We start from the raw sequence: 25,978 nt of genomic DNA on the forward strand, positions 1-25,978 counted from the left end.
CTTGTGAAGCGCAAACTGCTGGTGCTGCTGGAAAGCGGCCTGCTGCTGGCTGGTCTGCTGCTCGGGCTGGCGGGCTGGGAACAGCGCCGCGCGTTGCAACAGCCGCTGCAACTCACCGAAGAGCGCCTGCTCGATGTTCCCCCCGGCTCCACGCCCGGCCTGATGCTGGCGCGTTTGCAGGACGAGGACGTCTTGCAGGGCGCCTTCTGGCTGCGCCTCTACTGGCGTTTCAACCTGGCCGGGCAGTCGCTGCACAGTGGCGAATACCGCCTCAAGCCAGGCATGAGCGCGACAGACCTACTCACGATCTGGCGTGAGGGGGATGTCGTGCAGTACAGCCTGACCCTGGTCGAGGGCTGGACCTTCCACCAGCTTCGCGATCTCTTGGCGCGTCAGCCCAAACTGGAGCAGACCCTCGCCGGCCTCAGTGACGAGGACGTGATGAAACGTCTCGGCAAGCCTGGCGTCGCGCCCGAGGGGCATTTCTTCCCGGATACCTATCGCTACGTCCGCGGCGTGCGTGATGTCGATCTGCTCAAGCAGGCGTATCAGCACATGGACAACATCCTCAAGGAGGAGTGGGCCAGCCGCTCCCAGGACCTGCCATACCAGGACCCGTATCAGGCGCTGATCATGGCTTCTCTGGTGGAGAAGGAAACCGGGGTGGCGCAGGAGCGCGCACAGATCGCCGGTGTCTTCATTCGTCGCTTGCAGAAAAACATGCTGCTGCAGACCGACCCGACGGTGATCTACGGCATGGGCGAGCGCTATACCGGCAAGATCAGCCGTGCCGATCTGCGTGAAGCGACGCCTTACAACACCTATGTGATTCCCGGCTTGCCGCCGACGCCGATCGCCATGCCGGGACGCGATTCGATCCATGCCGCGCTCAATCCGGCCGAAGGCCAAAGCCTCTATTTCGTCGCTCGCGGCGATGGCAGCCATGTGTTTTCCGACAGCCTGGACGACCACAACAAGGCCGTGCAGGAGTACCAGATCAAGCGCCGCGCCGATTACCGTTCCAGCCCTGCGCCGGTGACGAGTTCTTCTGCCGCGCCTCAGCCGCCGGCGGCCAAGTAGTACCGATAAAAGGAGAGCCGAGTGAGCGGCCTGTTCATCACCCTGGAAGGCCCCGAAGGCGCGGGCAAGAGCACCAATCGCGAGTACCTGGCCGCGCTGCTGCGCGAGCGTGGTGTCGAGGTGCAACTGACCCGCGAGCCGGGCGGCACGCCCTTGGCCGAGCGTATCCGCGAGCTGCTGCTGGCGCCCAGCGATGAGCCGATGGCGGTGGATACCGAGCTGCTGCTGATGTTCGCCGCGCGCGCCCAGCACATCGCCCAGGTCATCCTCCCGGCCTTGGCGCGTGGCGCGGTGGTGCTCTGCGACCGCTTCACCGACGCCACCTATGCCTACCAGGGTGGCGGTCGCGGTGTCCCGGAGTCGCGCATCGCTGAGCTGGAGCGCTTCGTCCAGGGCGACTTGCGCCCGGATCTGACCCTGGTCTTTGACCTGCCGGTGGAAGTAGGCCTGGCGCGTGCCGCGGCGCGTGGCCGGCTGGACCGTTTCGAGCAGGAAGATCGCGGCTTCTTCGAGGCCGTGCGGCAGGCCTATCTCGCTCGCGCGGCGGCAAGTCCCGCACGCTATCGCGTACTGGATGCCGCGCAGCCGTTGTCCGCCGTACAGGCCGATCTGCAGGCGTTGCTGCCGCAACTGCTGGAGCGCCTGCATGGCTGATATCTATCCCTGGCAGCGTGCCCTCTGGCAGCAGCTGAGCGGCCGGGCGCGGCATGCCCATGCGTATCTGCTGCACGGCCCCGCCGGGATCGGCAAGCGCGTCCTGGCCGACCATCTGGTGGCGTTCCTGCTCTGTCAGCACCCGCTCGATGGCGCGGCCTGCGGTCAGTGCAAGGCGTGTCACCTGCTCGCCGCCGGCACCCATCCGGATTACTTCCAGTTGCAGCCGGAGGAGCCGGAGAAGCCGATCCGTGTCGATCAGGTTCGCGAGTTGGTGGAGTTCGTCGTGCAGACCGCGCAATTGGGCGGGCGCAAGGTGGTCCTGCTGGAGCCCGCCGAGGCGATGAATCTGAATGCCGCCAATGCCTTGCTGAAGAGTCTGGAGGAGCCGTCCGGGGATACCGTGTTGCTGCTGATCAGCCATCAGCCCAGCCGCCTGCTGCCGACCATCAAGAGCCGCTGTGTGCAGCAGGCCTGTCCGCTGCCGAGCGCGGAGCAGAGTCGCGCCTGGCTGGCTGCCGCCTTCCCGGGGGAAACCCCGGAGTCGCTGGATGAGTTGCTGGTGCTGGCCGGCGGCTCGCCGCTGACTGCGCAGCGCTTGCAAGGGCAGGGCGTGCGCGAGCAGCGCGCACTGGTGGTCGATGGCGTGAAGAAGCTGCTGAAACAGCAGGTCGCACCCGGCCAGTTGGCGGAGAGCTGGAACGCGATTCCCTTGCCGTTGCTGTTCGACTGGTTCTGCGATTGGGCGCTGGGCATCCTGCGCTACCAACTGACCCGTGACGAAGCCGGGCTGGGCCTGGCGGACATGCGCAAAGTGGTTCAGTACCTGGCCGAGAAATCGTCGCAGCCCAAGGTTCTGACGCTCCAGGACTGGCTGCTGGCGCAGCGGCAGAAAGTCCTGAACAAGGCCAACCTCAACCGTGCCCTGCTTCTCGAAGCCTTGTTGGCACAGTGGGCAAGCTTGCCGGGACCGGGCTAGAATCGCCGCATTGGAACATTGCCAGGACAGCCGCATGAGCTTGCCACCGAACTTGGGACCGCGTAACGGTATCCTGTCCCTGACCATCAAGGACAAGTCCGTACTCTATGCCGCCTATATGCCGTTCATTCGCAACGGCGGGCTGTTCATCCCGACCAACAAGACCTACAAGCTCGGCGACGAAGTCTTCATGTTGCTCAACCTGATGGACGAGCCGGAGAAAATTCCGGTCGCCGGCAAGGTGGTCTGGATCACGCCCAAGGGCGCCCAGGGCAATCGTGCCGCCGGCATCGGCGTACAGTTCAACGATGGCGACAACACCGCGCGCAACAAGATCGAAACCTACCTGGCCGGGGCGCTGAAGTCGGACCGGCCGACCCATACCATGTAGGCCGCCCGTTCAGCGGACCGCAGGAAGCGCCTTTCGGGGCGCTTCGTCATTTTCGGAGTAGAGATTCCATGCTGGTCGATTCCCATTGCCACCTCGATCGCCTCGACCTGGCCGCCCATGGCGGCTCGCTTGATGCCGCGCTGGATGCCGCGCGCGCTCGTGGCGTCGGACAGTTCCTGTGCATCGGCGTCAGCGCCGACAATGCTCGGGCAGTCAAGGCGCTGGCCGAGCGCTATGCCGACGTGCACTGCTCGGTGGGCGTCCATCCCCTCGATCTGGAGCCCGGCAGTGCCCCGGCGCTCGATTGGCTGCTGGGTGAGCTGAACCACCCGCGGGTGGTCGCCATCGGCGAGACCGGCCTGGATTACCACTACGAGCCCGAGGCCGCCGAATTGCAGCAGGAGGCCTTTCGACTGCACCTGCAGGCGGCGAAGCTCACCGGCAAGCCGGTGATCGTGCACACCCGCGAGGCCCGCGCCGACACGCTGGCGCTGCTGCGCGAGGCGGCGCTGCCGCAGGCTGGCGTGCTGCACTGCTTCACCGAGGACTGGGAGATGGCCAAGGCGGCGCTGGACATCGGTTTCTATATCTCGCTGTCCGGTATCGTCACCTTCCGCAATGCCGAGGCGTTGCGCGATGTGGCCCGCCAGGTGCCGGCCGACCGCCTGCTGGTGGAGACCGATTCACCTTATCTGGCGCCGGTTCCGCACCGTGGCAAGCCGAACCTGCCGGAGTATGTGCGCGAGGTCGCCGAGTATCTGGCGGTGTTGCGCGGTGTGAGCTTCGAGACCCTGGCCGAACAGACCAGCGCCAACTACCGGCGCCTGTTTCCACTGACCGTATGAGGCGTGCCGAGTAGGCGCTGCTTTTTCTGCGGATAAAAAAAACCCGGGTTCTGGGGGATGAATCCGGGTCAAGACCATTAGGAGTGTAACAATGAGGTACGCGATCCTCGGTACCTCCACTGGCGGGACACTTGGGGGGAGATGCCGCACGCCAGTAACTTGAAGTATTGGCCAAGATGGCAGGCCGTCCACAACCGCCCAGCAGTTTTTTAAACGGATTTGGAATACGGCTCACGTTCGCCCCTGGGTTTGCCGTTCTTGTCGTCCATCCAGACCTTCTGATCTCGCGGTTTTTCAGCTTATTCCCTGGCCAGACGGTCAAGAATCGCCAGTGTGTCCTCGAGCACATTTTCCGGGGTGTAGAAGTGTGGCGAGAGGCGGATTCCCGCGCCGCGCTGAATGCAGACGACCTGTTCGGCCTTGAGGCGCTCATGCAAGTGAGCATTGTCCCAGCCGTCCAGGCTGAAGGTCAGGATGCCGGCGCGGCGCTCGGCATGCTGCGGGCTGTGCAGTCGCGCACGGGGGATTCGCGCCAGGCCGTCTTGCAGCTGTTGAACGCACTGCGTCAGTGCGGCGCCGACGGTCGTCATGCCGACTTCCTCCAGCAGGCTGAGGCTGGCGTCCAACGCCACGCCGCCGAGCATGTTCGGGCTGCCGCATTCGAAGCGGCGTGCGCTGTGCGCCGGCTGCCAGGTGGCAAGGTTGTAGTTGCCGGCGTTCTCCAGCATGTGCCAGCCGTATTCCTGCAAGGCCAACTGCTCGCGCTCGGCGGCGCGGCAATAGAAAACGCCCAGGCCCTCGGCGCCGAGCATCCATTTGTGTCCGTCGGCCATGGCGAAGGCGCAGTCATAGGCCTGGACGTCGAAGGGCAGGGCGCCGAGCTGCTGGATGGCGTCGATGCAGAACAACACGCCGCGCTGACGGCAACCAGCGCCCAGACGCTCCAGGTCCATGCGCAGGCCGCTGGCGTACTGCACCGCGCTGATCGACAGCAAGCGGGTGCGCGGGCCGCAAGCGGCGAGCAGATCGGCTTCCGGGTCGATGCCATCCAGGCTGACCTGAATGACCTCCACGCCGCGTGGTTTCAGCGCTTCCCAGACCACCCGGTTGGAGGGGAACTCCTGATCGCTGATCACCACCTGGTCGCCGGCTCGCCAGTCCAGCCCGAAGGCGACGAAAGACAGCGCTTCCGACGTGTTCTTCACCAGCGCGATATCGCCGCTGGTGTTGGCGTTGAGTAGGCGCGTCAGGCGTTCGCGCAGGCGCTTTTCCACCAGCAGCCACTGCGGGTAGTCACGCGCGCCGAGCCTCACATTTTCTCGAGCGAAGGCTGCCACGGCGTCCGCGCTGCGTTGTGGCCAGGGGGCGACCGCCGCGTGATTGAGGTAACGCAGACCGGGCTCTTGGGGGAATTCCTGGGAAAAACGATTCATGGCGGATGTTCCGTGCAATTTGGCGCTGGATAGGCATAATACGCGGCTCCGGATTTTGACTATTTTTGACCGAACAGTCTTTTTATGCAGAAAGAGCCGCGCAAGGTTCGCGAATTTCGACGTCGCGAACAGGAAATCCTCGATACCGCCCTCAAGCTGTTCCTCGAACAGGGGGAAGACAGTGTCACGGTCGAAATGATCGCCGATGCCGTGGGTATCGGCAAAGGCACCATCTACAAGCACTTCAAGTCGAAGGCGGAGATCTACCTGCGCCTGATGCTCGATTACGAGCGCGATCTGGCTGCGCTCTTCCACTCCGAGGACGTGGCGCGGGACAAGGAGCGCCTGTCGCGTGCGTACTTCGAATTCCGCATGCGCGATCCGCAGCGTTACCGCTTGTTCGACCGCCTGGAAGAGAAGGTGGTGAAGAGCAGCCAGGTGCCGGAAATGGTCGAGGAGCTGCACAAGATCCGTGAATCGAACTTCGAGCGCCTTAGCCAGTTGATCAAGGAGCGCATCGCCGCCGGCAAGCTCGAAGACGTCCCGGCGTATTTCCACTACTGCGCGGCCTGGGCGCTGGTGCATGGCGCGGTGGCGCTGTACCACTCGCCGTTCTGGCGCGATGTGCTGGAAGATCAGGAAGGCTTCTTCCAGTTCCTCATGGACATCGGCGTGCGCATGGGCAACAAGCGCAAGCGCGACAGTGATACGCCGACCGCCTGAGTCGGTATTCGGCGCCTGGATCGGTCGCTGTCGGATAAATGCGCCGGGTGTGGCGGGCATATACTGAAGGCACCCACTTCCGCTGGAGTCGTCCATGATCGTCGACCGCCAGGGCAGACGCTTCCGCAACCTCCGCGTCAGCCTCACCGCCGCTTGCAATTACGCGTGCACCTACTGCGTGCCGGACGGCAAGCGGCTGGTCGCGGCGCAGGATGAGCTTTCCGCCGAGAGCCTGGCGCGGGGTGTCGCTTATCTGATCGAGGCTGCGGGCATCGAGCGCTTGCGCATCACCGGCGGCGAGCCCTTGGTCAGTCCCAAACTCGATGCCTTCCTGCACAGTGTCAGTACGCTGGGTCTGCAGGACATCAGCCTGACCAGCAATGGCCAACTGTTGGCGCGCAAGCTGCCGCTGCTGCTGGATTGTGGCATTCGCCGTCTGAATGTTTCGCTGGATACCCTGAATGCCGAGGCGTTCCGCGCCATCGCCCGTGGCGGCGACCTGTCTACGGTGCTCAAGGGGCTGGAAGAGGCCCGCGCCGCCGGGTTGAAGATCAAGGTCAACATGGTGCCGTTGCGCGATCAGAACCTCGATCAGGTTTTACCGCTGTTGGATTACTGCCTGGAGCGGGGCTTCGAGTTGCGCTTCATCGAGCTGATGCGCATGGGCCACCTGGCCCGTGATGGCGGTGCCTTCTCCCGCCAGTTCGTCGGCCTGGAGGAATTGCTCGAAGTGATCGGCCGGCGCCATGCCTATGTTCAGGCCGATGCGCCGGTGGATGCCACGGCGCTGCGTTACGAAGTGCCGGGGCAGGGCTATTTCGGTGTCATCGCCAACGAAAGCGTGCCGTTCTGCCGGACCTGTTCGCGCCTGCGCCTGTCTTCCACCGGCTGGCTGCACGGCTGCCTGTCGTCAAGCAATCGCCACTATGTCGGTGATCTGTTCGACAAGCCCCGGCACCAGGCTCTTCCGGCCTTGCAGCGGCTGCTGGTCAGGGCGTTGGCCGATAAGCAGGAGCTGGCTTTCTCCGGGGGCGTCACGGTGATGAAAATCATCGGCGGCTAGCCCCGTATTCTGGATCAATCCGACCCCATGCACGATTTCCCGATCTCCTACATCGAACCGGTGTTCCGCCCGCCGAGCGAGGCACATTCGCTGATTCTGCCGGTAACCAACGGCTGCTCCTGGAATCACTGCGGTTTCTGCGAGATGTACACACAGCCGCAGAAGAAATTCCGCGCTCGCGATGAAGCTGAGGTGTTGGCGGAAATCCAACACTGCGGTGAGCAGTTGATCGCCCAGCGGGTCTTTCTTGCCGATGGCGATGCACTGGTACTGCCCACGCGGCGTTTGCTCAACATCCTGCAGGCGATCCGTGAGCATTTGCCGGAGGTGGAGCGGGTGTCCAGCTACTGCCTGCCGCGCAACCTGCGCAAAAAGTCGGTGGCCGAGCTGAAGGAGCTGGCCGACGCCGGCCTGCGCATGGCCTATGTCGGTGCCGAGTCCGGTGACGACGAAGTCTTGGCGCGGGTCAACAAGGGTGAGACCTATGCCTCGACCCTGGAGGCGCTGGAGAAGCTCGGCGCGGCTGGCATCACGCGCTCGGTGATGATTCTCAACGGGCTTGGTGGTCAGCGCCTGAGCGAGCAACACGCGGATAACTCGGCGCGGCTGATGAACGCCGCGCAGCCAGAGTTCCTGTCCACGCTGGTCGTCAGTTTCCCGACTGGCGAGGCACGCTTTCGAGAAGGCTTCCCGGACTTCCAGGCGTTGAACCAGGCACAGTTGTTCGGTGAGGTCGAGCGCCTGTTACAGGGGCTGGAATTGCGCGACACCGTGTTCCGCAGCGATCACGCGTCCAACTACCTGGTCCTCAAGGGTGTGCTCGGTGCCGACAAGTCGCGCTTGTTGGCCCAGGTGAGACAGGCCATCGAGCAGCCAGGGCAGGCACGGCTGCGCCAGGAGTGGCAGCGCGGGCTATGATGGCGCGGAAGCTGCATCGCTGCGCCGAACGCCGGTATTTCGACGCTGGCCGTGGAGATGTTGCATGCGCTATCTGTTGTTGATCCTTGCCCTTGTCGCCTTGGCCGGGTGCATGAAGCCCAGTGACATGGCCGAGAGAACTGGTTACTACTTCGGTGATGCCGGTTTCCTCGACCACAGCCAGACGCGCCGTACCGGCAACTGGCGGTTGCAGGCGGATTCCTTCATCTACATCGCTCAAGGGCCTTTCGTACCGCCAGGGCATCCCTATGCACGGCCCAATGTGGTGGCCGAGGAAACCTTCAACGGCTTCGTCGAGTACTTCCCCCAAGTGCGCCGGGCGAAGACGCCGCTGGGCCTGGACGGCGCCATGCAGGAGGCACGTGCAGCGGGGGCCGACTACTTGCTCTACACGCGTTTCGCCAGGGGCGAGGACAACGTGGGGAACTGGGAGGAGTATCAGGACACCGACAACGCGGTAGGACGCGATCGCAGCGTGGTCCAGGTGATGCTGATCCAGACCTCCAACCGCTACCTGGTGGACAGCGCTACCATTCGCAGTCGCGGTGGTTTCCTGACGTTCTATGACGCCAAGCCAGAGGACCTGCTGGGGCCGCCGCTGGAAGAATATGCCCGCAGCCTGCTCGGCGTGAGGGCGACAGAGGAGTTCCAATGACTGATCCAGGCAAGGCTGGCGACCTGTTGGCGCAGATTCCTGCCGCCAAGGGCCTGCCTCCGGTGCACTTGTGGAATCCGCCGTTCTGCGGCGACATCGATATGCGTATCGCCCGCGACGGCACCTGGTACTACCTGGGGACGCCGATCGGGCGTAAGCCCATGGTCAAGCTGTTTTCCAGCATCATCCGCCGCGATGGCGACGAGTATTTCCTCGTCACGCCGGTCGAGAAGTGCGGCATCCGTGTCGATGACGCACCTTTCGTAGCGGTGGTCATGCTGGTGGAGGGGGAGGGGGAGGCACAATCGCTGCGCTTCACCAGCAATGTCGAAGATGAGTTCGTTGCCGGGCCCGAGCATCCCATTCGCGTCAGCATCGACCCGCAGAGTGAAGAGCCGGCGCCTTATGTGCGGGTGCGTGGCAACCTCGAGGCGCTGATCCACCGTAATGTCTTCTATCAGATGGTCGAACTGGCGGTGCCGCGGATAATCGACGGCCGGGAATGGCTTGGCGTCTGGAGTGGTGGGGAGTTCTTTCCCCTGGGGCCGCAGCCGTGACTGCAAGGTCCCGAGACGGCCGGTAGTTCATGGACGGTCGTACTACATGAAAAAAGGCTCCCATAGGGGAGCCTTTTTTTCTGTGCCAGGCCTTACATGTTGGGGTAGTTCGGCCCGCCGGTGCCTTCCGGGGCGACCCAGGTGATGTTCTGCGCTGGGTCCTTGATGTCGCAAGTCTTGCAGTGCACGCAGTTCTGCGCGTTGATCTGGAAGCGCTTGCTGCCGTCGTCGTTGCTCACCACTTCGTACACGCCGGCCGGGCAGTAACGCTGTGCCGGCTCGTCGTAGAGCGGCAGGTTCTTGCTGATCGGCACGCTCGGGTCGGTGAGCTTGAGGTGGATCGGCTGGTCTTCCTCGTGGTTGGTGTTGGAGAGGAATACCGAGGACAGCTTGTCGAAGCTGATCTTGCCGTCGGGTTTCGGGTAGTCGATCTTCGGCGCTTCGCTGGCCTTCTTCAGGCAGGCGTAGTCCGGCTTGTTGTCACGCAGGGTGACCGGGATCTTGCCGCCGAAGATGTTCTGGTCGATGAAGTTGAAGGCACCGCCACCGATGGCGCCGAACTTGTGGATCGCGGCGCCGAAGTTGCGGCTGCGGAACAGCTCGTCGTACAGCCAGCTGGCTTTGAACGCCTCGACGTAGTTGGTCAGTTGGTCGCCACCTTCGCGGCCGGCGGCCAGGGCTTCGGCAATCGCCTCTGCGGCCAGCATGCCGGACTTCATGGCGGTGTGGCTGCCCTTGATCTTGGCGAAGTTCAGGGTGCCCAGGTCGCAGCCGATCAGCGCGCCGCCCGGGAAGACCATCTTCGGCAGCGAGTTCAGGCCGCCCTTGCAGATGGCGCGGGCACCGTAGGCCACGCGCTTGCCACCTTCCAGGTACTGCTTGATCACCGGGTGGTGCTTGTAGCGCTGGAATTCGTCGAACGGCGACAGGTGCGGGTTGCTGTAGGACAGGTCGATGATCAGGCCGACCACCACCTGGTTGTTCTCCAGGTGATAGAGGAAGGAGCCGCCCGGGTTCTCGTCGTTCAGCGGCCAGCCGGCGGTATGAACCACCAGGCCCTGGTCGTGCTTGGCCGGGTCGATGTCCCAGATTTCCTTGATGCCGATGCCGTAATGCTGGGCGTCGGCTTCGCTGTCGAGCTTGTACTTCTTGATCAGCTGCTTGCCGATGTGGCCGCGGCAGCCTTCGGCGAACAGGGTGTACTTGGCACGCAGTTCCATGCCCGGGGTGTAGTAACCCTCTTTCGGGTTGCCTTCGCGGTCGACACCCAGGTCACCGGTGATAATGCCGCGGACCACGCCATTCTCGTCGATCAGCGCTTCCTGGGCGGCGAAGCCCGGGTAGATCTCGACACCCAGGCCTTCGGCCTGCTGGGCCAGCCAGCGGCACAGGTTGCCCAGGGAGATGATGTAGTTGCCCTCGTTGTGCATGGTCTTGGGCACGAAGAAGTCCGGCACCTTGGTGGCGGCGGTCTCGTTCTTCAGCACATAGATGTCGTCGCGCTTGACCGGGGTGTTCAGCGGGGCTTCGAGCTCTTTCCAGTTGGGGAACAGCTCGTTCAGCGCGCGCGGTTCGAACACGGCGCCAGAGAGAATGTGGGCGCCTACTTCGGAACCCTTCTCGACCACACAGACGCTGATCTCTTGACCGGCGTCGGCGGCCTTCTGCTTCAGTCGGCAGGCGGCGGACAGACCGGCAGGGCCGGCGCCGACGATGACGACGTCGAATTCCATGTATTCGCGTTCCACTTCTCGATCTCTCCTAACTCAAGGCTCTACGGCATATTTTGTTGGTATGGGCCGGGTACACTACCCCGGACAGAGCGGGGCGCATTATAGCTAGAGGCCCAAGCATAGTTATACCCCCCGTTTGGAGCAATACAAACGTTTGTTTGAATCGGGTGAAACCCTGATGGAATCGGGGTCCGCGGCTTATGGAAGGGTATTTAGGTGTATTGACCCGCCAAGGCGATGCAGTCAAGATAGCCACGGTTTTGCGGTCGCGGTCTCGCTGGATGTAGTCGCAGATGGCGTGCACTACCGGCCAGGCCTGTCTGGCGACATTCCTATTCACCGGAGAAAAACGAGGAATCCATGAAGGTTCTTGTAGCTGTCAAACGAGTGGTTGACTATAACGTCAAGGTCCGCGTCAAGGCGGACAACTCCGGCGTCGATCTCGCCAACGTCAAGATGTCCATGAATCCCTTCTGCGAAATCGCCGTGGAAGAGGCCGTACGCCTGAAAGAGAAAGGCGTCGCCACCGAAATCGTTGCCGTCTCCGTCGGCCCGACCGCCGCCCAGGAGCAACTGCGTACCGCCCTGGCCCTGGGCGCCGACCGCGCCATCCTGGTCGAGAGCAACGACGAACTGAATTCCCTGGCCATCGCCAAGCTGCTCAAGGCCGTGGTCGATAAAGAACAGCCGCAACTGGTCATCCTCGGCAAGCAGGCGATCGACAGCGACAACAACCAGACCGGCCAGATGCTCGCCGCGCTGACCGGCTACGCCCAGGGCACCTTCGCCTCCAAGGTCGAAGTCGCTGGCGACAAGGTCAACGTCACCCGTGAGATCGACGGCGGTCTGCAGACCGTTGCGCTGAACCTGCCGGCCATCGTCACCACCGACCTGCGCCTGAACGAGCCGCGCTACGCGTCGCTGCCGAACATCATGAAAGCGAAGAAAAAGCCGCTGGACGTGGTGACCCCTGACGCCCTCGGCGTTTCCACCGCTTCCACCGTGAAGACCCTGAAAGTGGAAGCTCCGGCTGCCCGCAGCGCCGGCATCAAGGTCAAGTCCGTGGCTGAACTGGTCGAGAAACTGAAGAACGAGGCGAAAGTAATCTGATGGCTATCCTGGTAATCGCTGAGCACAACAACGGCGTCCTGGGCGCTGCCACCCTGAACACCGTAAGCGCTGCCAAGAAGATCGGTGGCGACGTGGTCGTCCTGGTCGCTGGCCAGAACGTCGGTGCCGTGGCTGAAGCCGCCGCCAAGATCGAAGGCGTTTCCAAGGTGCTGGTCGCCGACAACGCTGCCTACGCTCACCAGCTGCCGGAAAACGTTGCGCCGCTGATCGCTGAGCTGGGCAAGGGCTACAGCCACGTCCTGGCCGCCGCCACCACCAACGGCAAGAACTACCTGCCACGCGTTGCCGCGCTGCTGGACGTCGATCAGATCTCCGAGATCATCGACGTGGTCAGCGCCGACACCTTCAAGCGTCCGATCTATGCTGGCAACGCCATCGCCACCGTACAGTCCTCGGCTGCCGTGAAAGTGATCACCGTGCGTGGCACCGGCTTCGACGCTGCCAAGGCCGAAGGCGGTTCCGCCGCTGTTGAAGCCGTATCTGGCCCGGCCGATGCCGGCAAGTCGGCCTTCGTCGGCGAAGAACTGGCCAAGTCCGACCGCCCGGAACTGACCGCTGCCAAGATCGTGGTCTCCGGTGGCCGCGGCATGCAGAACGGCGACAACTTCAAGATCCTCTACGCCCTGGCCGACAAGCTGGGCGCCGCTGTCGGTGCTTCCCGTGCCGCGGTCGACGCCGGTTTCGTGCCGAACGACATGCAGGTCGGTCAGACCGGCAAGATCGTCGCGCCGCAGCTGTACATCGCGGTGGGCATCTCCGGTGCCATCCAGCACCTGGCGGGCATGAAAGACTCGAAAGTCATCGTCGCGATCAACAAGGACGAAGAGGCGCCGATCTTCCAGGTCGCCGACTACGGCCTGGTTGGCGATCTGTTCGAGGTAGTACCGGAGCTGGAAAAGGCCATCTGAGCCTGATCCGCTGTTGAAAGAACCCGCTCCCAGGAGCGGGTTCTTTCATTTCCGCCAATGGAAAACCCGCGTCGTCCGTGGCTTTGCCAGGCCTTGCGACCCGCTGGTCACGATTGGCGGCCCAAGATGAGGTGTCTCATCTACAATGCGCGACGTCTCCAGTTCCTGAATGTGTTCTAACGGCACCTAGCAACCGAGGTTTTCATGATCATCAAACCGCGCGTGCGTGGCTTCATTTGCGTCACTACCCATCCGACCGGCTGCGAAGCCAACGTCAAGGAACAGATCGAGTACGTGGAGGCGAATGGCCCCATCGCCAACGGTCCGAAGAAGGTCCTGGTGATCGGCTCGTCGACCGGCTATGGCCTGGCCGCGCGCATCAGCGCCGCTTTCGGCGCCGGCGCCGACACCCTGGGGGTGTTCTTCGAGCGTCCGGGCAGCGAGACCAAGGCGGGCACCGCTGGCTGGTACAACTCCGCCGCTTTCGAGAAGTTCGCCCAGGCCAAGGGCCTGTATGCCCGCAGCATCAACGGCGATGCCTTCTCCGACGAGGTCAAGCAAAAGACCATCGAAACCATCAAGCAGGACCTGGGTAAGGTCGACCTGGTGGTCTACAGCCTGGCGGCGCCGCGCCGTACCCACCCCAAGACCGGTGAGGTCTTCAATTCGGTGCTCAAGCCGGTCGGCAAGACCGTCAACTTCCGTGGCCTGGACACCGACAAGGAAGTGATCAAGGAAAGCGTGATGGAGCCGGCGACCCCCGAAGAAGTCGCCAATACCGTCGCGGTGATGGGTGGTGAAGACTGGCAGATGTGGATCGATGCGCTGCAGGAGGCCGGTGTCCTGGCCGACGGCGCGAAGACCACCGCCTTCACCTACCTGGGCGAAGAGATCACCCATGACCTCTACTGGAACGGCTCCATCGGCGCCGCCAAGAAGGACCTGGACCAGAAGGTCCTGGGCATTCGCCAGAAGCTCGCCGCCAGCGGTGGCGATGCCCGCGTCTCGGTACTCAAGGCAGTGGTCACCCAGGCCAGCTCGGCGATCCCGATGATGCCGCTGTACCTGTCGCTGCTGTTCAAGGTGATGAAGGAGCAGGGCACCCACGAGGGTTGTATCGAGCAGGTCGACGGCCTGTTCCGTGACAGCCTCTATGGCAGCCAGCCGCACCTGGATGGCGAAGGCCGCCTGCGTGCCGACTACAAGGAACTGCAGCCGGAAGTGCAGGACAAGGTGAAGGCGCTGTGGGACCAGGTGACCAACGAGAACCTCTACCAACTGACCGATTTCACCGGCTACAAGACCGAGTTCCTGCGTCTGTTCGGCTTCGAGATCGCCGGGGTCGATTACGAGCAGGACGTCAATCCGGACGTGCAGATCCCCAATCTGATCCAGCTCTGAGCGCAAGGCCCGAGCCGCTGCAAGAGCGGCTCAGTCTCCCGCAACCGGCGCCCAGGCGCCGGTTTTGCGTTTTCTGGCGCGGCTCAGTGTCCGGCCAGCTTCGTTGCCTGGACGCCATCGAGGAAGCTCAGGTAGTACCGCGCGCTTTCCTCGGGGCGCTCGATCATCGGCACATGGCCGCAATCGCGGATGACCACCACGCTCGGGTGGGGTAGCAGCGCTTTCATCACGTCGATGCTGGAAATATCCAGCACGCGGTCGCGATCGCCCCAGAGCAGCAGGGTCGGCGCGCTGATCTTCGGCAGTTCGGGCTCCAGCGGAATATAACGCTCGCGCAACTGGCTGAAGATCTGCGCGTTCAGTCCGCTGCGTGCTACGCCGCGTTCTCCGAGGTAGTGCTGCAGGCGCTCCGGCATCGGTGGCTTCTGGTAGAAGACGAAGTCGAGCAGGGCGGGGAAGTCCTCGGCGCGGGTCAGCACCAGCGGATTGGGGGCACCCTTGAGCAGACGCTCGAAGAGTTCGCTCTGATGCGGCGCGGTGACACCGGCGTTGTCGAACAGCGCTAGGGAGAACACCTGCTGCGGGTGGCGTGCGGCGAAGAGCGCGACTATCTGCCCGCCCATGGAGTTGCCGACCAGATGCAGTTTGCCGATACCCAGCGCCTTGCTGAAGTTCACCAGGCGCTCGGCCTGGGTGCCGACGTCGTAGCTGATGCCGGCCGGCTGGCTGCTCGCGCCGAAGCCGGGTAGGTCAGGGATCAGCACGTGGTAGCGCGAGGTCAGATGGCGCGCGAACGACGGCCAGTTGTCCTTGTCGGCGCCGAAACCGTGGACCAGCAGCACGGTTTCCGCCTCGCTCGGACCGCCCTCGTAGTAGTGAATGTCCAGGCCGTCGACCGGCAGGGTCTTCTCGGTCAGGCCGGCACGGGTCTGCTCGACCAGTTGGGCGCCGGCCAGCAGGGTGCCGGGGAAGGCGTAGAGCACGCCGGCTCCGGCGGCCAGCAACAGGGCCAGGGCTAGCAGGACTTTCTTCATCGATGATCCTTGTGACCGATGTGGGTGGGAGCGAAGTACGCTAGCATGCCATCGCTATCCGTATGACCGTTCTTTTACCCGGTTCGCGAGACGCCTCCATGTCGCAGCCCTCCTTCCGTCCACGCCTCATCCTGTTGCTGTCCTGTCTGTCGCTGCCGCTGGGCGCCCAGGCCGCCAGCGGCCAATGCTCCATGCTGGTGGCCACCGGCAACCCGGAGTACCCGCCGTTTCTCTGGCGCGATCCAGCGCATCCGGAGCGCCTGATCGGGGCCAATGCCGATCTGCTGGTGGCGTTGGGCAAGGCGCTCGGCCTGACCATCCATGTGCGCTATACCGGGTCCTGGGCGCGCGCTCAGGAGGAGGCGCGACTGGGGCGTGTCGATCTGCTCGCCGGCGCCTTCCTGACCCCCGAGCGGCAGACGCTGATGGACTATATCCAGCCGGCTTTTCTCAACACCGACAGCGTGGTCTGGGTGCGCAAAGGCGAGGTCTTCCCCTATGCGCGCTGGGATGACCTGCGTGGGCGCAAGGGCGGCACCCTGGTGAACAACAGTTTTGGCGCGGACTTCGACGCATTTTCCCGGCGCAAGCTGATGCTGGAAGAGGTGCCGAGTCTGGCCCAGGCCTTCCAGAAGCTGATGCTGGGGCGCACCGACTATGTGCTCTATGAGCGGTTCCCGGGATTGGCGACGGCCACCCGGCTGGGTTTCGCGCAGCGCTTGCAGCCGCTGGACCCGCCGGTTTCCAGCGAGGCGCTGTACCTGACCCTGGCGCATGCCTCGCCCTGCTATGGGCCGGAGCTGCGCGGACAACTGCAGGAAAAAATGACAGAATTGACCGCCGCCGGCGTTCCTCGGCGCTTGCTGCAGAGCAATATGCAGCGCTGGGAGGCCCAGCAATCCAGGGCCGCCGGCACTCCCACCGAGTAGAGAAACGTTTGTGACCAATCGAAGGATGACCCTCGCGGGGCTGGCGCTGTTCGCCCTGGCGGGATGCGCGAACGATCCGCTTCCCACCGAGCAGATGCGCCTGACCGAGCAGGCCCTGGCGCAGGCCAAGGCGGTCGGCGCGACCGACGAGGATGCCGAGTTCAAGATGGCCGAGGACAAATACCAGGCGGCCGGCAAGGCCCTCGGCGCCGCCGCCAACAAGCAGGCCCGGCAACTGGCCGAACAGGCCGAGCTGGACGCACGCCTGGCCGAGGCCAGGGTGCTGACGCGCAAGAGCACCGAGCAAGTGGCGGAGCAGGGCAAGAGCATCCATCGCCTGCGCAAGCAGTTGGGGGATGTGAAGTGAGCCTTCGTCATCTATCCGCGGCCGCACTGACCTTGCTGGCCCTGACCGGCTGCGCCAGCAAGCGCGCCCCGGAGCAGGCCCTGGAGCAGGCGCGCAGCGAGTTCCTGGCGGTCAAGGGCGATTCCGCTGTGTTGCACAGTGCGCCGCGTGACGTGATTCGCGCCGGCGAATCGCTGGCGCGCGCCGAACGCCTGGCCGGTTACTGGGGCAGCCAGGACGACGTCCTGCAGTACGCCTACCTCAGCCAGCGGTACAGCGAGATCGCCCGCGAACGCAGCAATCTGGCGCTGAACCAGGAGCGCCTGGACAAGTTGCAGCTTGAACATGAGCGCCTGCAACTGGCCTTGCGCGAGGCCAAGCTGTCCAGCGTTCAGGAGCAGGGCAAGTGGCTGGAGGAGCAAATGGTCAGCCTGGCCACCAACCAGACCGAGCGCGGGCTGGTGCTGACCCTGGGCGACGTGCTGTTCGACAGCGGTGAATCGGCGCTCAAGCCTGCCGCCAACCGTACCGTGCTCAAGCTGGTGCAGTTCCTCCAGCTCAATCCGCGCCGGGTGATCCGCATCGAGGGGTACACCGACAACGAAGGCGACGAGCAGCAGAATCAGCAGTTGTCGCTGGAGCGTGCGCAAGCGGTGGCCGATGTGCTCACCGACCTGGGCATCGATGCCAAGCGCATCCAGGTCCAGGGCTACGGCGAGGCCTACCCGCTGGCGGACAATGCGTCGTCCCTCGGCCGGGCGCAGAACCGCCGGGTCGAAATCGTTTTCTCCGACGACAAGGGCCTGCTCGGCGCCGAGCGTTGAGCCCGCGGCAATGGGGCTTGTGCTGCCACGTTGCCGCTGCCGCCGCGCGGGAGAGGCTTTGGGCCGGTCTGCCTGCCTTGAATGCCGGCGCGTGAGTGCTCCAGTCGTCAGCGTGAAGCTGTATCGGCAAGTTTCCCTGCTACTGTTCTGGAACAGTTTCCATTATTTGGCTACTGTTTCGGTCCAATACTCGAGGGATCGCTGCCATGAGCAATCTGCTGTTGTACCAACGCATCGCCCAGCAACTCGCCGAGGACATCCGCCGCGGCGTTTACCAGCCGGGCGAGCGGGTGCCCTCCGTGCGCAAGCTGAGCACCCAGCTCAATGTCAGCCATGCCACTGTGCTGCAGGCCTATGCCACCCTCGAAGACCAGGGCCTGATCCGGGCACGGCCGCAGTCCGGCTTCTATGTGCACCGCACGCCCGCGCTGACCGCCTCGACGCCGGATATCGCGCGCGTCGAACGGCCCGGTCTGGTCACCCGTAGCAGCATCATCAACCAGGTGCTCGCCGAAGCCCGGCGCGAAGGGGTGTTCCCCCTCGGCGCGGCGGTGCCCCACGTGGACTACCTGCCGGTCCGTGCCTTGCACCAGCAACTGGCCAAGGTCACCCGTTTCTCCAGCCCGCGCGCCTTCAGCTACATGTTCAGTCCCGGCTACGAGCCGCTGCGCCGGCAGGTGGCGATCCGCATGCGCGACGCCGGCGTGATGGTCGATCCCAGCCAGGTGACCATCACCCACGGCTGTGTCGATGCCATCCATATGGCGCTGCGCGTGATGACCCGCCCCGGCGACCTGATCGCCACCGAGTCGCCGAGCTACTACGGCCTGCTGCAACTGGCCGATATTCTCGGCCTCAAGGTCATCGAGATTCCCAGCGACCCGCTTACCGGCATCAGCCTGGAGGCCCTGCAACTGGCCGCCAACCAATGGCCGATCAAGGCCCTGGTGCTGACCGCGCGGCTGAGCAACCCGCTGGGCGGGACCATTCCCGAGGAACGCCAGAAGCAATTGCTCAAGCTGACCTCTATGCACAACATCGGCGTGATCGAGGACGACATCTACGGTGAGCTGATGTTCGACGAGGGCCAGACCAAGGCGCTCAAATCGCATGACCGCGAGGGGCGGGTGGTGTACTGCTCGAGCTTCTCCAAGACCATCTCGCCGGGCGTGCGCATCGGCTGGATCATCGCCGAGCGCTACCAGGAGGAAATCCGCCGTTTGCAGACGTTCACCACGCATTCGGCATGCACGGTGACGCAGATGGGCGTGGCCGCCTACCTGGAGAACGGCGGCTATGACCGTCACTTGCGCTACATCCGCCAGGAGTACCGCAAGAACATGACCGCCTTCCAGCTGGCGGTGCAGCAGTACTTCCCGGAAGGCACGCAGATGACCCGGCCCAAGGGCGGTTTCATCCTCTGGGTCAGCCTGCCGGCCAAGGTCAATACCAAGGAGCTGCACGTGCGCGCGCTGGAACAGGGCATCAGTATCGCGCCGGGACTGATCTTCAGTAACACCGAGCAGTTCAACAACTGTTTGCGCCTGACCTGCGGCATCCCCTGGGACCGTGAAGCCGAGCGGGCGATCATGACCCTCGGCATGCTCGCCTGCCAGCTCTGCCACGAAGGCCAGATCGCTGCCTGAGCCTGCGGGCGTGGGGCGGGCCTGCTCGCCCCTGGCAAGGTGGTAGGCGTCCGCCGCGTTTCATGGGCGCGCCACCCGCCGCTCGTCGTGGCGGCGTCGAGTGGGCAACAGGTACAGACGCCGCAGAGGCCAAACGCGGCGTTACAGATGCGCGGCGTTGAAGCCATGGATGGAGACGACGGCGGCCTCGCAGCGCCTGGGGCGGCCACCTTGGCGGCGTGCGCCGTTGGGCGGAACGTCCAGCGGAACGGCTTTGGGCTTGACGCATGCCCCTTGTATTGGCCGCCGACTAAGGCGAGCATTGCGCGCTTTTTGGCCATTGTCCCGGACATCATGCTGCACCGTAGTCTCTTGCTGATTCTTGTTCCGCTCCTGCTGAGCGCGTGCGGCGATGCCGACTCGCCGGCGCCGCCCAAGGCTGCGCCTGGCGCCCCGGCGGCATCGCTCACCCCAGTGCCGGCCCCGGTGCCCAGTGTGGAGCAGGCCGGCGTCCCGGCGAAGCCGGCCGCGCCAGCCGTGCCCCCGCTCAAGGCGGCGGAAAAGCCGGCGGCCGCCAGCAAGCCAGCGGCGCCTGCGCAGCCGAGCAAACCGCGCAAGGCGGAAGCCGAGGCCAGCGTGAGCGAGCCGTTGCCGCCAGCGCCGCTCGACCTGCGCCTGCCCAAGGAATTGCTGCACGACCTGAAGCCCGGCAAGGGCGCTCCGGCCTTGGAGGAGAAGCCTCTGTTGCCGCCGCTGTTCGCCGAAAAGCCGGCCGAGGAGAGCCCGTTCCAGGTCGGCGGCCGGTTGATCCAGCGCGATCGCGAGTTGCGCAGCAACGAAGACGACAGCTGGCATTCACAGATTCAAGGCGCCGAGCTGCAGTTCCATTTCCGCAATTGAGCGCGCGCTTCCGCCCCAGCGCGGGGCCAGCCTCAGAAACGGTGTTCGCCGCGCTGGATCGCCTCGTATAGCGCCAGATCCAGCGGACGGTAGGCGGCCTCCCCGGGGAGCCGCACGAACAGCGCTTCGCTGACCTGCCGCGGGTCGTAGGCACAGCGTTTGAGGTCGGCCTTCTTGTACTTGAAGGTGCCGGTGGTCTCCACCTGTTGCAGCAGGCGCAGGAAGCGCGGCACGGCATAGACCGGCAGTTCGCGGTCGAGGTGCGTGGCGAGGGCCGCGCCATCCGGCGCGCGGCCGCTGGTCAGGCGCAGCGCGGCCATGCCGCAGCGGCCGTCGGTGCCGGGGATTTCCACGCCGTAGACCACCGCGTCCGCCACGTCCGGGTAGGCGCCGAGGACGTTTTCCACCTCGGTGGTGGAGACGTTTTCGCCCTTCCAGCGGAAGGTGTCGCCGAGGCGGTCGACGAACTGGGTGTGCTTGAAACCGAGGTCGCGCATCAGGTCGCCGGTGTTGAACCAGGCATCGCCCTTCTTGAACACGTCGCGGAAGATCACCGACTGGGTCTTGGCCGGGTCGGTGTAGCCGTCGAACGGCCACTTGTCGCTGATCTCGCTGATCAGCAAGCCGGCCTCGCCCTTGCCGGCCTTCTGCATGAAGCCGTTGGCGTCGCGCCGTGGCCGGTCGTTGTCCAGGTCGTAGCGGACGATGGCGTAGGGGGCCGGGGAGAAGCCCACGGTATTGTCGAAGTTGAACACGTTGGTGAAGCCGATGTTGCCCTCGCTGGCGGCGTAGAACTCGGTGATGCGGCGAATGCCGAAGCGCGCCTTGAACTCGCCCCAGATCGCCGGGCGCAGGCCGTTGCCGATCATGCAGGTGAGGCTGTTGTCGCGCTCCTCCGGGCACGGCGGCTGGTTGAGCAGGTAGCGGCAGAGCTCGCCGATGTAGCCGAAGCAGGTCGCCTGGTAGTGCTGCACGTCCTGCCAAAAGGCTTTGGCGGAGAACTTGCGGCGCAGGGCGATGGCCGCGCCGCCGGCCAGCGCGGCGCTCCAGCACACGGTCACGGCGTTGTTGTGGTAGCAGGGCAGGGTCAGGTAGAGCACGTCGCGCTTGCCCAGGCCCAGGCCGGAGTGGCCGAAGCCGCCGTAAGCCTTGATCCAGCGTCCGTGGCTCATGATCGAGGCCTTGGGCAGGCCGGTGGTGCCGGAGGTGTAGATGTAGAAGCAGGCGTCCTTCAGGCGCACCCGCGCGCTGTCGGCCAGGTTATCGCTGGCCTGGCCGCGGGCCTGGCGCATCAGGTTGCCCCAGCCGTGCGGCGCCTCGCCAGGGGTGTCCAGGGTGTCGGCGTCGGCCACCCAAAGGCAACGTTCGACGCCAGGTTGCAGCGTCGCACGGACCTCGTCGAAGGCCGCCCGCAGTTCCTCGCCGATCACATAGTGGCTCGGCCTGACCAGGTTCAGGCTGTGGCTCAGCACCTGGCCGCGCTGGGTGGTGTTGAGCAACGCTGCGATGGCGCCGAGCTTGGCCAGGGCGGCGAGGATCAGCAGCAGCTCGGCGCGGTTTTCCAGCATCACCGCGACCACGCTGGCGTGGCCCACCCCCTCGGCCTTGAAGGCACGCGCCAGGCGGTTGGCCCAGGCGTTGAATTGCGCGTAGGACAGGCGCCGCTGTCCATCGAGCAGGGCTGGACTGTCCGGGTAGCGGCGCGCCGCGCGCTCCAGCGCCCACGCCAGCGACAGCGGCTTCTCGCGGTTGCGCAGGCCGGTGTAGTAGAGCCCACGCAGCATGCGCGGGACGCGGCCGAGGGTGGCGGGCAACTGGGCGATGAAGCGGGTCGGGGTGATCAGATCAGCGTGGCTCATGGAGGCGTGCCCTTTGTCGTTGTCGTGGGGGCGTGCCGACGCCCCCGCAGACTCTAGGGCGGGCGCTGGAGCCTAGCTATGACCCTGGCGCGCGGGGCGCCGGGCAGATGGGCGAATGACTGGCGCAGAGGCGCCGCCGGCCTCGCGGCACGGCGGCGCGGGCTCAGTCGAGGAACAGGTCGGGCACCAGCGCGCCGCCGGCGGGATCGAAGCGGTACTGCTCGAAATCGCTCTGTCCCTGTTCGCGGAGGATCTCCTCGTCGATCAGCAGGCGCCCGCTGATGCTGCGTCCGCCGCTGCTGAGGATGGCGTGGGCGGCATCGGCCATGATCGCCGGGGTGCGCGCGCGCTTGAAGGCATCGCGGCCGCCCAGCTCGAACTCGATGGCGGCGGTGGCGATCATGGTTTTCGGCCAGAGCGCGTTGACGCTGATGCCGTACTTCTTGAACTCCTCGTGCATGCCCAGGGTGAGCATGCTCATGCCGTACTTGGTCACGCTGTAGGGGCCGTGCTGGGCGAACCACTTGTTGGCGATGTTCAGCGGCGGCGACAGGCTGAGGATGTGGCCCTGGCTCTGCTTCAGGTAGGGCAACGCGGCCTGGCTGCAGACCATCACCGCGCGGGTGTTGATCTGGAACATCAGGTCGAAGCGCTTGGGTTCGAGGGCCTCGACGCCGAGCAGTTTGATCGCCCCGGCGTTGTTGATCAGTGCGTCGATGCCGCCGAAATGCTCGGCGGCGCGGGCCATGGCCAGCGCCACGGCGGCCTCGTCGCGCACGTCCAGTTGCAGGGGCAGGGCGCGGCCGCCGGCGGCTTCGACTTCCTCGGCGACGCTGAAGATGGTGCCGGGCAGCTTCGCGTGGGCATTGGCGCTCTTTGCCGCGATGACGACATTGGCGCCGTCGCGCGCCGCGCGCAGGGCGATCTCGCGGCCGATGCCGCGGCTGGCGCCGGTGATGAACAGGGTCTTGGCCTTCAGGGACATGGTTGGCTCCGTGTTCGCGTTGTGATTGCCGTATGTGGTCGGGGTGGCCCGGCGGATGGGGGCAACGCGAAGCCCATCCGACGAGCAGCCTTGCCTCAGGCCTCTTCGGCCTCGACTTCCACCAGCAGTTGCCGGCTCTTGACCTGTTCGCCCTTGCTCACCTGAATGCGGCGGATTACGCCATCGACCCCGGCCTTGAGCGGGTGCTCCATCTTCATCGCCTCCAATACCAGCAGCAGTTGGCCCTTGCTGACGCGCGCGCCCTCGGCCACCAGTACGTCGACGATGGCGCCGTCCATGGGCGCTTTCAGCGTGCCCGAGGCGGCGCCGCCCTTGGTCTCGGGCGGCGCGTGGCTGGCATCGCTGAATTCCAGGTTGCCGTTGGCGCCGTACAGCCAGAGCCGCTCGCCGCGCTGCTGGTAGGCGAGGCGGCGGCGCACGCCGTCGATCTCCGCCGTGACCCAGCGGCCGTCGCAGGCCAGCAGGCGCAGCGCCAGCGCGCTGTCGCCAACGCGCGCGCTCAGGCGCGGCTGCGCGCCACTTTCCAGGACATCCAGGTCCACCGTGAATACCTGCTCGCCCTGCTTGAGCCGGAAGCGCCAGGGCGCGCTGCCGGCGCTGCGCCAGCCGGCCAGCCCGGGCTGATGCGCGCGGGCCGTGGCCGAGGCCTGGTAGAGCAGGGCGGCGGTCAGGGCCAGCTCGCTGTCGTCGGGGGCTTGCGGGCGCAGGCTGGGGTCGTCGCCGAAGTGCTCGCCGATCAGCGCGGTGGTCGCTCGGCCGGCGGCGAATTCGGGATGGCGCAGCAGATTGGCGAGGAAGCGCTGGTTGCCCGTGACGCCGAGCAGCACGCAGTCCTCCACGGCGCGCGCCAGTTTGCGCCGGGCTTCGTCACGGTCCGCGCCATAGGCGATCACCTTGGCCAGCATGGGGTCGTAGAAGGGCGTCACCGCCTGGCCTTCGAGCAGGCCGTGGTCGATGCGGATGCCGTCCAGCGCCGGTGGTTCCCAGCGCAGCACCTCGCCGGTCTGCGGCAGGAAGCCGTTGCCGGTGTCTTCGGCATACAGGCGCACTTCGATGGCGTGGCCGTGCAGGCGGATGTCCGCTTGGCGCAGTGGCAGCGGCTGGCCTTCGGCGACGCGGATCTGCCAGGCCACCAGGTCCTGGCCGGTGACCAGTTCGGTGACCGGGTGCTCGACTTGCAGGCGGGTGTTCATTTCCAGGAAGTAGAAGGCGCCGCTGGCATCCAGGAGGAACTCCACGGTGCCGGCGCCGACGTAGTTGACCGTCGCCGCCGCCTTCACCGCGGCCTCGCCCATGGCCTGGCGCAGTTCGGGGGTGAGGACCGGGCAGGGCGCCTCCTCGATGACCTTCTGGTGGCGGCGTTGCACCGAACAGTCGCGCTCGCCGAGGTAGACGAGATTGCCGTGACGGTCGCCGAACACCTGGATTTCCACGTGGCGCGGCTGCAGCACGGCCTTCTCCAGGATCAGCTCGGCGCTGGCGAACGCGTTCAGCGCTTCGGAGCGCGCCGTGCGCAGTTGCGCGGCCAGCTCCTCGGCGCCGTGCACCAGGCGCATGCCTCGGCCGCCGCCGCCGGCGCTGGCCTTGATCATCAACGGGTAGCCGATGCGCTCGGCCTCGCGGGCCAGGGTCGCGTCGTCCTGGGCGGCGCCTTCGTAGCCGGGAATGCAGGGCACGCCGGCGTCGAGCATGGCGATCTTCGACAGGCGCTTGCTGCCCATCAGGTGGATGGCCTCGACATCCGGGCCGATGAAGACGATGCCGGCGGCCTCGCAGGCGCGGGCGAAGTCGGCGTTTTCCGAGAGGAAGCCGTAGCCCGGATGCACGGCGTCGGCGCCGGTGCGCCAGGCGGCATCGAGGATGGCGGCGATGTTCAGGTAGGACTGCGCCACCTGCGCCGGGCCGATGCACACGGCCTCGTCAGCCAGTTGCACGTGACGCGCGCCGGCATCGGCTTCGCTGTACACCGCCACCGTGCGGTAGCCCAGGTCGTGGGCGGTGCGGATCACCCGGCAGGCGATCTCGCCACGGTTGGCGATGAGGATCTTGTTGAAGCTGGGCATGGCTGGTTTCCCTCTTCCCACCCCGCTCACCGAATGCAGCGGGGCGTTCTGGCACAGGCGTCTATCGCGCCCAGTTGGGTTTGCGTTTCTGCAGGAAGGCCAGGGTGCCTTCGCTGCCCTCGGCACCGCTCACCGCCTCGGCGAAGCGCTGCGCGGCGCTGTCCAGCAGCGGCCCGAGGTCCGCCCCTTCGCTGGCCAGCAGCAGGGCCTTGGTCGCGGCATTGGCCCCCGGCGCGCAGCGGCGGACCTGTTCCAGGCTTTCCAGCAGGCGCTCGGCCAGGCTGTTGGCGTCTTCCTCGACGAAGTGCACCAGGCCCAGGCGCAGCGCCTCGCGGCCGTCGAAGCGGGCGGCGCTGAGGGCCAGGCGACGGGCCTGGGTCAGGCCGATGCGCTTGACCACGAAGGGCGCGATCTGCGCCGGAATGACCCCCAGGCTGGTTTCCGGCAAGCCGAATTGCGCGCTGCCGGCGCAGATGGCGATGTCCGACACGCAGGCCAGGCCGAAGCCACCGCCGAGCACCGCGCCTTCCAGTACCACGATGAGCACCTGCGGCAGCGCCTGGGCTTCTTCCAGCAGGCTGCCGAAGGCGCGGTTCAGTTCGCGGTAGGCATCGACTCCCGCCGCGCGGGCGCCGGCCATGTCCTTGATATCGCCGCCGGCGCAGAAGTGCCCGCCGGCGCCGCGCAGCACCACCACCCGGGTCTCGCGGTCGTCGCCCAGCGCGGCGAGCAGCGCGCGCAGCTCACCGACCATCGCCAGGCTCATGGCGTTGCGGCTGTCCGGGCGGTTGAGGGTCACGTGCAGCACGCCGCTGTCACGCTCCAGCAGCAGGGTTTCGCAGTTCGGCAGTTCGTTCATGCCGGGCTCCTCATGGGTTCGGTATCTCCCGCGGTGGTGTT

The 25,978-nt window shown here is 65.4% G+C and carries 25 protein-coding genes; 18 read left to right on the top strand and 7 right to left on the bottom strand.

Annotated elements, in window-relative coordinates; translation table 11 throughout:
• Positions 1-3: 3 nt before the first annotated feature.
• The 5 genes from mltG (at position 4) to BLQ74_RS03000 (ending at position 3,949) form a co-directional block, all read left to right on the top strand.
• The gene (gene mltG, locus BLQ74_RS02980) at positions 4-1,080 is read left to right on the top strand and encodes an endolytic transglycosylase MltG (RefSeq protein WP_090260694.1); all 1,077 of its coding nucleotides are present in this window, start codon (positions 4-6) and stop codon (positions 1,078-1,080) included.
• Positions 1,081-1,101: 21 nt separating this feature from the next.
• Positions 1,102-1,734: a dTMP kinase gene (gene tmk / locus BLQ74_RS02985; protein WP_090260696.1), complete on the top strand. Its 633-nt coding sequence runs from the start codon at positions 1,102-1,104 to the stop codon at positions 1,732-1,734.
• Entirely contained in the window at positions 1,727-2,713 is a 987-nt protein-coding gene (locus BLQ74_RS02990) for a DNA polymerase III subunit delta' (RefSeq protein ID WP_090260698.1), read from the top strand. Before tmk ends, BLQ74_RS02990 begins: the two co-directional genes overlap by 8 nt.
• Before the next feature lie 34 nt (positions 2,714-2,747).
• On the top strand, positions 2,748-3,104 hold the full coding sequence (locus BLQ74_RS02995) for a PilZ domain-containing protein (RefSeq protein WP_009621447.1): 357 nt from the start codon (positions 2,748-2,750) through the stop codon (positions 3,102-3,104).
• 68 nt (positions 3,105-3,172) lie between these two features.
• Complete coding sequence (locus tag BLQ74_RS03000) at positions 3,173-3,949, top strand: TatD family hydrolase (protein ID WP_090260700.1); 777 nt, start codon at positions 3,173-3,175, stop codon at positions 3,947-3,949.
• A gap of 299 nt (positions 3,950-4,248) precedes the next feature.
• On the opposite strand, the gene BLQ74_RS03005 is transcribed toward BLQ74_RS03000, so the two are convergent.
• Positions 4,249-5,382, bottom strand: coding sequence for an aminotransferase class V-fold PLP-dependent enzyme (locus BLQ74_RS03005; RefSeq protein WP_090260702.1), 1,134 nt, complete (start codon positions 5,380-5,382; stop codon positions 4,249-4,251).
• A gap of 84 nt (positions 5,383-5,466) precedes the next feature.
• Between BLQ74_RS03005 and BLQ74_RS03010 the strand changes: the two genes are divergently transcribed.
• The 5 genes from BLQ74_RS03010 to BLQ74_RS03030 all read left to right on the top strand — a co-directional run bounded on the left by BLQ74_RS03010 (position 5,467) and on the right by BLQ74_RS03030 (position 9,319).
• Positions 5,467-6,105 carry a TetR/AcrR family transcriptional regulator gene (locus BLQ74_RS03010; protein ID WP_090260704.1) on the top strand — a complete coding sequence of 213 codons (639 nt, stop codon included), beginning with the start codon at positions 5,467-5,469 and terminating at the stop codon, positions 6,103-6,105.
• Between the two features lie 94 nt (positions 6,106-6,199).
• Positions 6,200-7,168, top strand: a complete 969-nt coding sequence (locus tag BLQ74_RS03015; RefSeq protein WP_090260706.1) for a GTP 3',8-cyclase MoaA — start codon at positions 6,200-6,202, stop codon at positions 7,166-7,168.
• 27 nt (positions 7,169-7,195) lie between these two features.
• Positions 7,196-8,086 (top strand): radical SAM protein, encoded by an 891-nt coding sequence (locus BLQ74_RS03020; RefSeq protein WP_090260708.1) that lies wholly within the window; start codon positions 7,196-7,198, stop codon positions 8,084-8,086.
• 64 nt (positions 8,087-8,150) lie between these two features.
• The gene (locus tag BLQ74_RS03025) at positions 8,151-8,762 is read left to right on the top strand and encodes a DUF4823 domain-containing protein (protein WP_090260710.1); all 612 of its coding nucleotides are present in this window, start codon (positions 8,151-8,153) and stop codon (positions 8,760-8,762) included.
• A complete protein-coding gene (locus tag BLQ74_RS03030; RefSeq protein WP_090260712.1) occupies positions 8,759-9,319 on the top strand; it encodes a DUF1285 domain-containing protein in 561 nt (186 codons plus the stop codon). Before BLQ74_RS03025 ends, BLQ74_RS03030 begins: the two co-directional genes overlap by 4 nt.
• A gap of 92 nt (positions 9,320-9,411) precedes the next feature.
• Here the strand turns inward: BLQ74_RS03030 and BLQ74_RS03035 are convergent, their stop codons facing one another.
• Complete coding sequence (locus tag BLQ74_RS03035; RefSeq protein WP_090260714.1) at positions 9,412-11,067, bottom strand: electron transfer flavoprotein-ubiquinone oxidoreductase; 1,656 nt, start codon at positions 11,065-11,067, stop codon at positions 9,412-9,414.
• Positions 11,068-11,412: 345 nt separating this feature from the next.
• Here BLQ74_RS03035 and BLQ74_RS03040 point away from each other — a divergent pair, with 345 nt between their 5' ends.
• From BLQ74_RS03040 to fabV, 3 genes are all read left to right on the top strand, one after another.
• Positions 11,413-12,162, top strand: coding sequence for an electron transfer flavoprotein subunit beta/FixA family protein (locus tag BLQ74_RS03040; protein ID WP_090260717.1), 750 nt, complete (start codon positions 11,413-11,415; stop codon positions 12,160-12,162).
• Entirely contained in the window at positions 12,162-13,091 is a 930-nt protein-coding gene (locus tag BLQ74_RS03045) for an electron transfer flavoprotein subunit alpha/FixB family protein (RefSeq protein WP_090260719.1), read from the top strand. Before BLQ74_RS03040 ends, BLQ74_RS03045 begins: the two co-directional genes overlap by 1 nt.
• A gap of 204 nt (positions 13,092-13,295) precedes the next feature.
• On the top strand, positions 13,296-14,492 hold the full coding sequence (gene fabV, locus BLQ74_RS03050; protein WP_090260721.1) for an enoyl-ACP reductase FabV: 1,197 nt from the start codon (positions 13,296-13,298) through the stop codon (positions 14,490-14,492).
• Between the two features lie 83 nt (positions 14,493-14,575).
• Here the strand turns inward: fabV and BLQ74_RS03055 are convergent, their stop codons facing one another.
• Positions 14,576-15,526 carry an alpha/beta fold hydrolase gene (locus BLQ74_RS03055; RefSeq protein WP_090260723.1) on the bottom strand — a complete coding sequence of 317 codons (951 nt, stop codon included), beginning with the start codon at positions 15,524-15,526 and terminating at the stop codon, positions 14,576-14,578.
• Between the two features lie 98 nt (positions 15,527-15,624).
• Here BLQ74_RS03055 and BLQ74_RS03060 point away from each other — a divergent pair, with 98 nt between their 5' ends.
• The 5 genes from BLQ74_RS03060 (at position 15,625) to BLQ74_RS27615 (ending at position 20,150) form a co-directional block, all read left to right on the top strand.
• On the top strand, positions 15,625-16,455 hold the full coding sequence (locus tag BLQ74_RS03060; protein ID WP_090260725.1) for a substrate-binding periplasmic protein: 831 nt from the start codon (positions 15,625-15,627) through the stop codon (positions 16,453-16,455).
• 25 nt (positions 16,456-16,480) lie between these two features.
• Entirely contained in the window at positions 16,481-16,822 is a 342-nt protein-coding gene (locus tag BLQ74_RS03065; protein ID WP_090260726.1) for a DUF4398 domain-containing protein, read from the top strand.
• Complete coding sequence (locus tag BLQ74_RS03070) at positions 16,819-17,625, top strand: OmpA family protein (RefSeq protein ID WP_090260728.1); 807 nt, start codon at positions 16,819-16,821, stop codon at positions 17,623-17,625. The genes BLQ74_RS03065 and BLQ74_RS03070 overlap by 4 nt, the downstream gene beginning before the upstream one ends.
• Before the next feature lie 206 nt (positions 17,626-17,831).
• The gene (locus tag BLQ74_RS03075) at positions 17,832-19,271 is read left to right on the top strand and encodes an aminotransferase-like domain-containing protein (protein ID WP_090260730.1); all 1,440 of its coding nucleotides are present in this window, start codon (positions 17,832-17,834) and stop codon (positions 19,269-19,271) included.
• 147 nt (positions 19,272-19,418) lie between these two features.
• Complete coding sequence (locus BLQ74_RS27615; RefSeq protein ID WP_244507132.1) at positions 19,419-20,150, top strand: hypothetical protein; 732 nt, start codon at positions 19,419-19,421, stop codon at positions 20,148-20,150.
• Between the two features lie 32 nt (positions 20,151-20,182).
• Here the strand turns inward: BLQ74_RS27615 and BLQ74_RS03085 are convergent, their stop codons facing one another.
• From BLQ74_RS03085 to BLQ74_RS03100, 4 genes are all read right to left on the bottom strand, one after another.
• The gene (locus tag BLQ74_RS03085) at positions 20,183-22,009 is read right to left on the bottom strand and encodes a long-chain-acyl-CoA synthetase (RefSeq protein ID WP_090260734.1); all 1,827 of its coding nucleotides are present in this window, start codon (positions 22,007-22,009) and stop codon (positions 20,183-20,185) included.
• 163 nt (positions 22,010-22,172) lie between these two features.
• Positions 22,173-22,994 carry an SDR family oxidoreductase gene (locus tag BLQ74_RS03090; protein WP_090260736.1) on the bottom strand — a complete coding sequence of 274 codons (822 nt, stop codon included), beginning with the start codon at positions 22,992-22,994 and terminating at the stop codon, positions 22,173-22,175.
• A gap of 95 nt (positions 22,995-23,089) precedes the next feature.
• Positions 23,090-25,078, bottom strand: coding sequence for a geranyl-CoA carboxylase subunit apha (gene atuF, locus BLQ74_RS03095; RefSeq protein WP_090260738.1), 1,989 nt, complete (start codon positions 25,076-25,078; stop codon positions 23,090-23,092).
• 61 nt (positions 25,079-25,139) lie between these two features.
• Positions 25,140-25,937 (bottom strand): enoyl-CoA hydratase/isomerase family protein, encoded by a 798-nt coding sequence (locus BLQ74_RS03100; protein WP_090260740.1) that lies wholly within the window; start codon positions 25,935-25,937, stop codon positions 25,140-25,142.
• Positions 25,938-25,978 lie beyond the last annotated feature (41 nt).

The sequence above is a fragment of the Pseudomonas panipatensis genome (assembly GCF_900099785.1).
In the GTDB taxonomy this organism is placed as follows: domain Bacteria; phylum Pseudomonadota; class Gammaproteobacteria; order Pseudomonadales; family Pseudomonadaceae; genus Pseudomonas; species Pseudomonas panipatensis.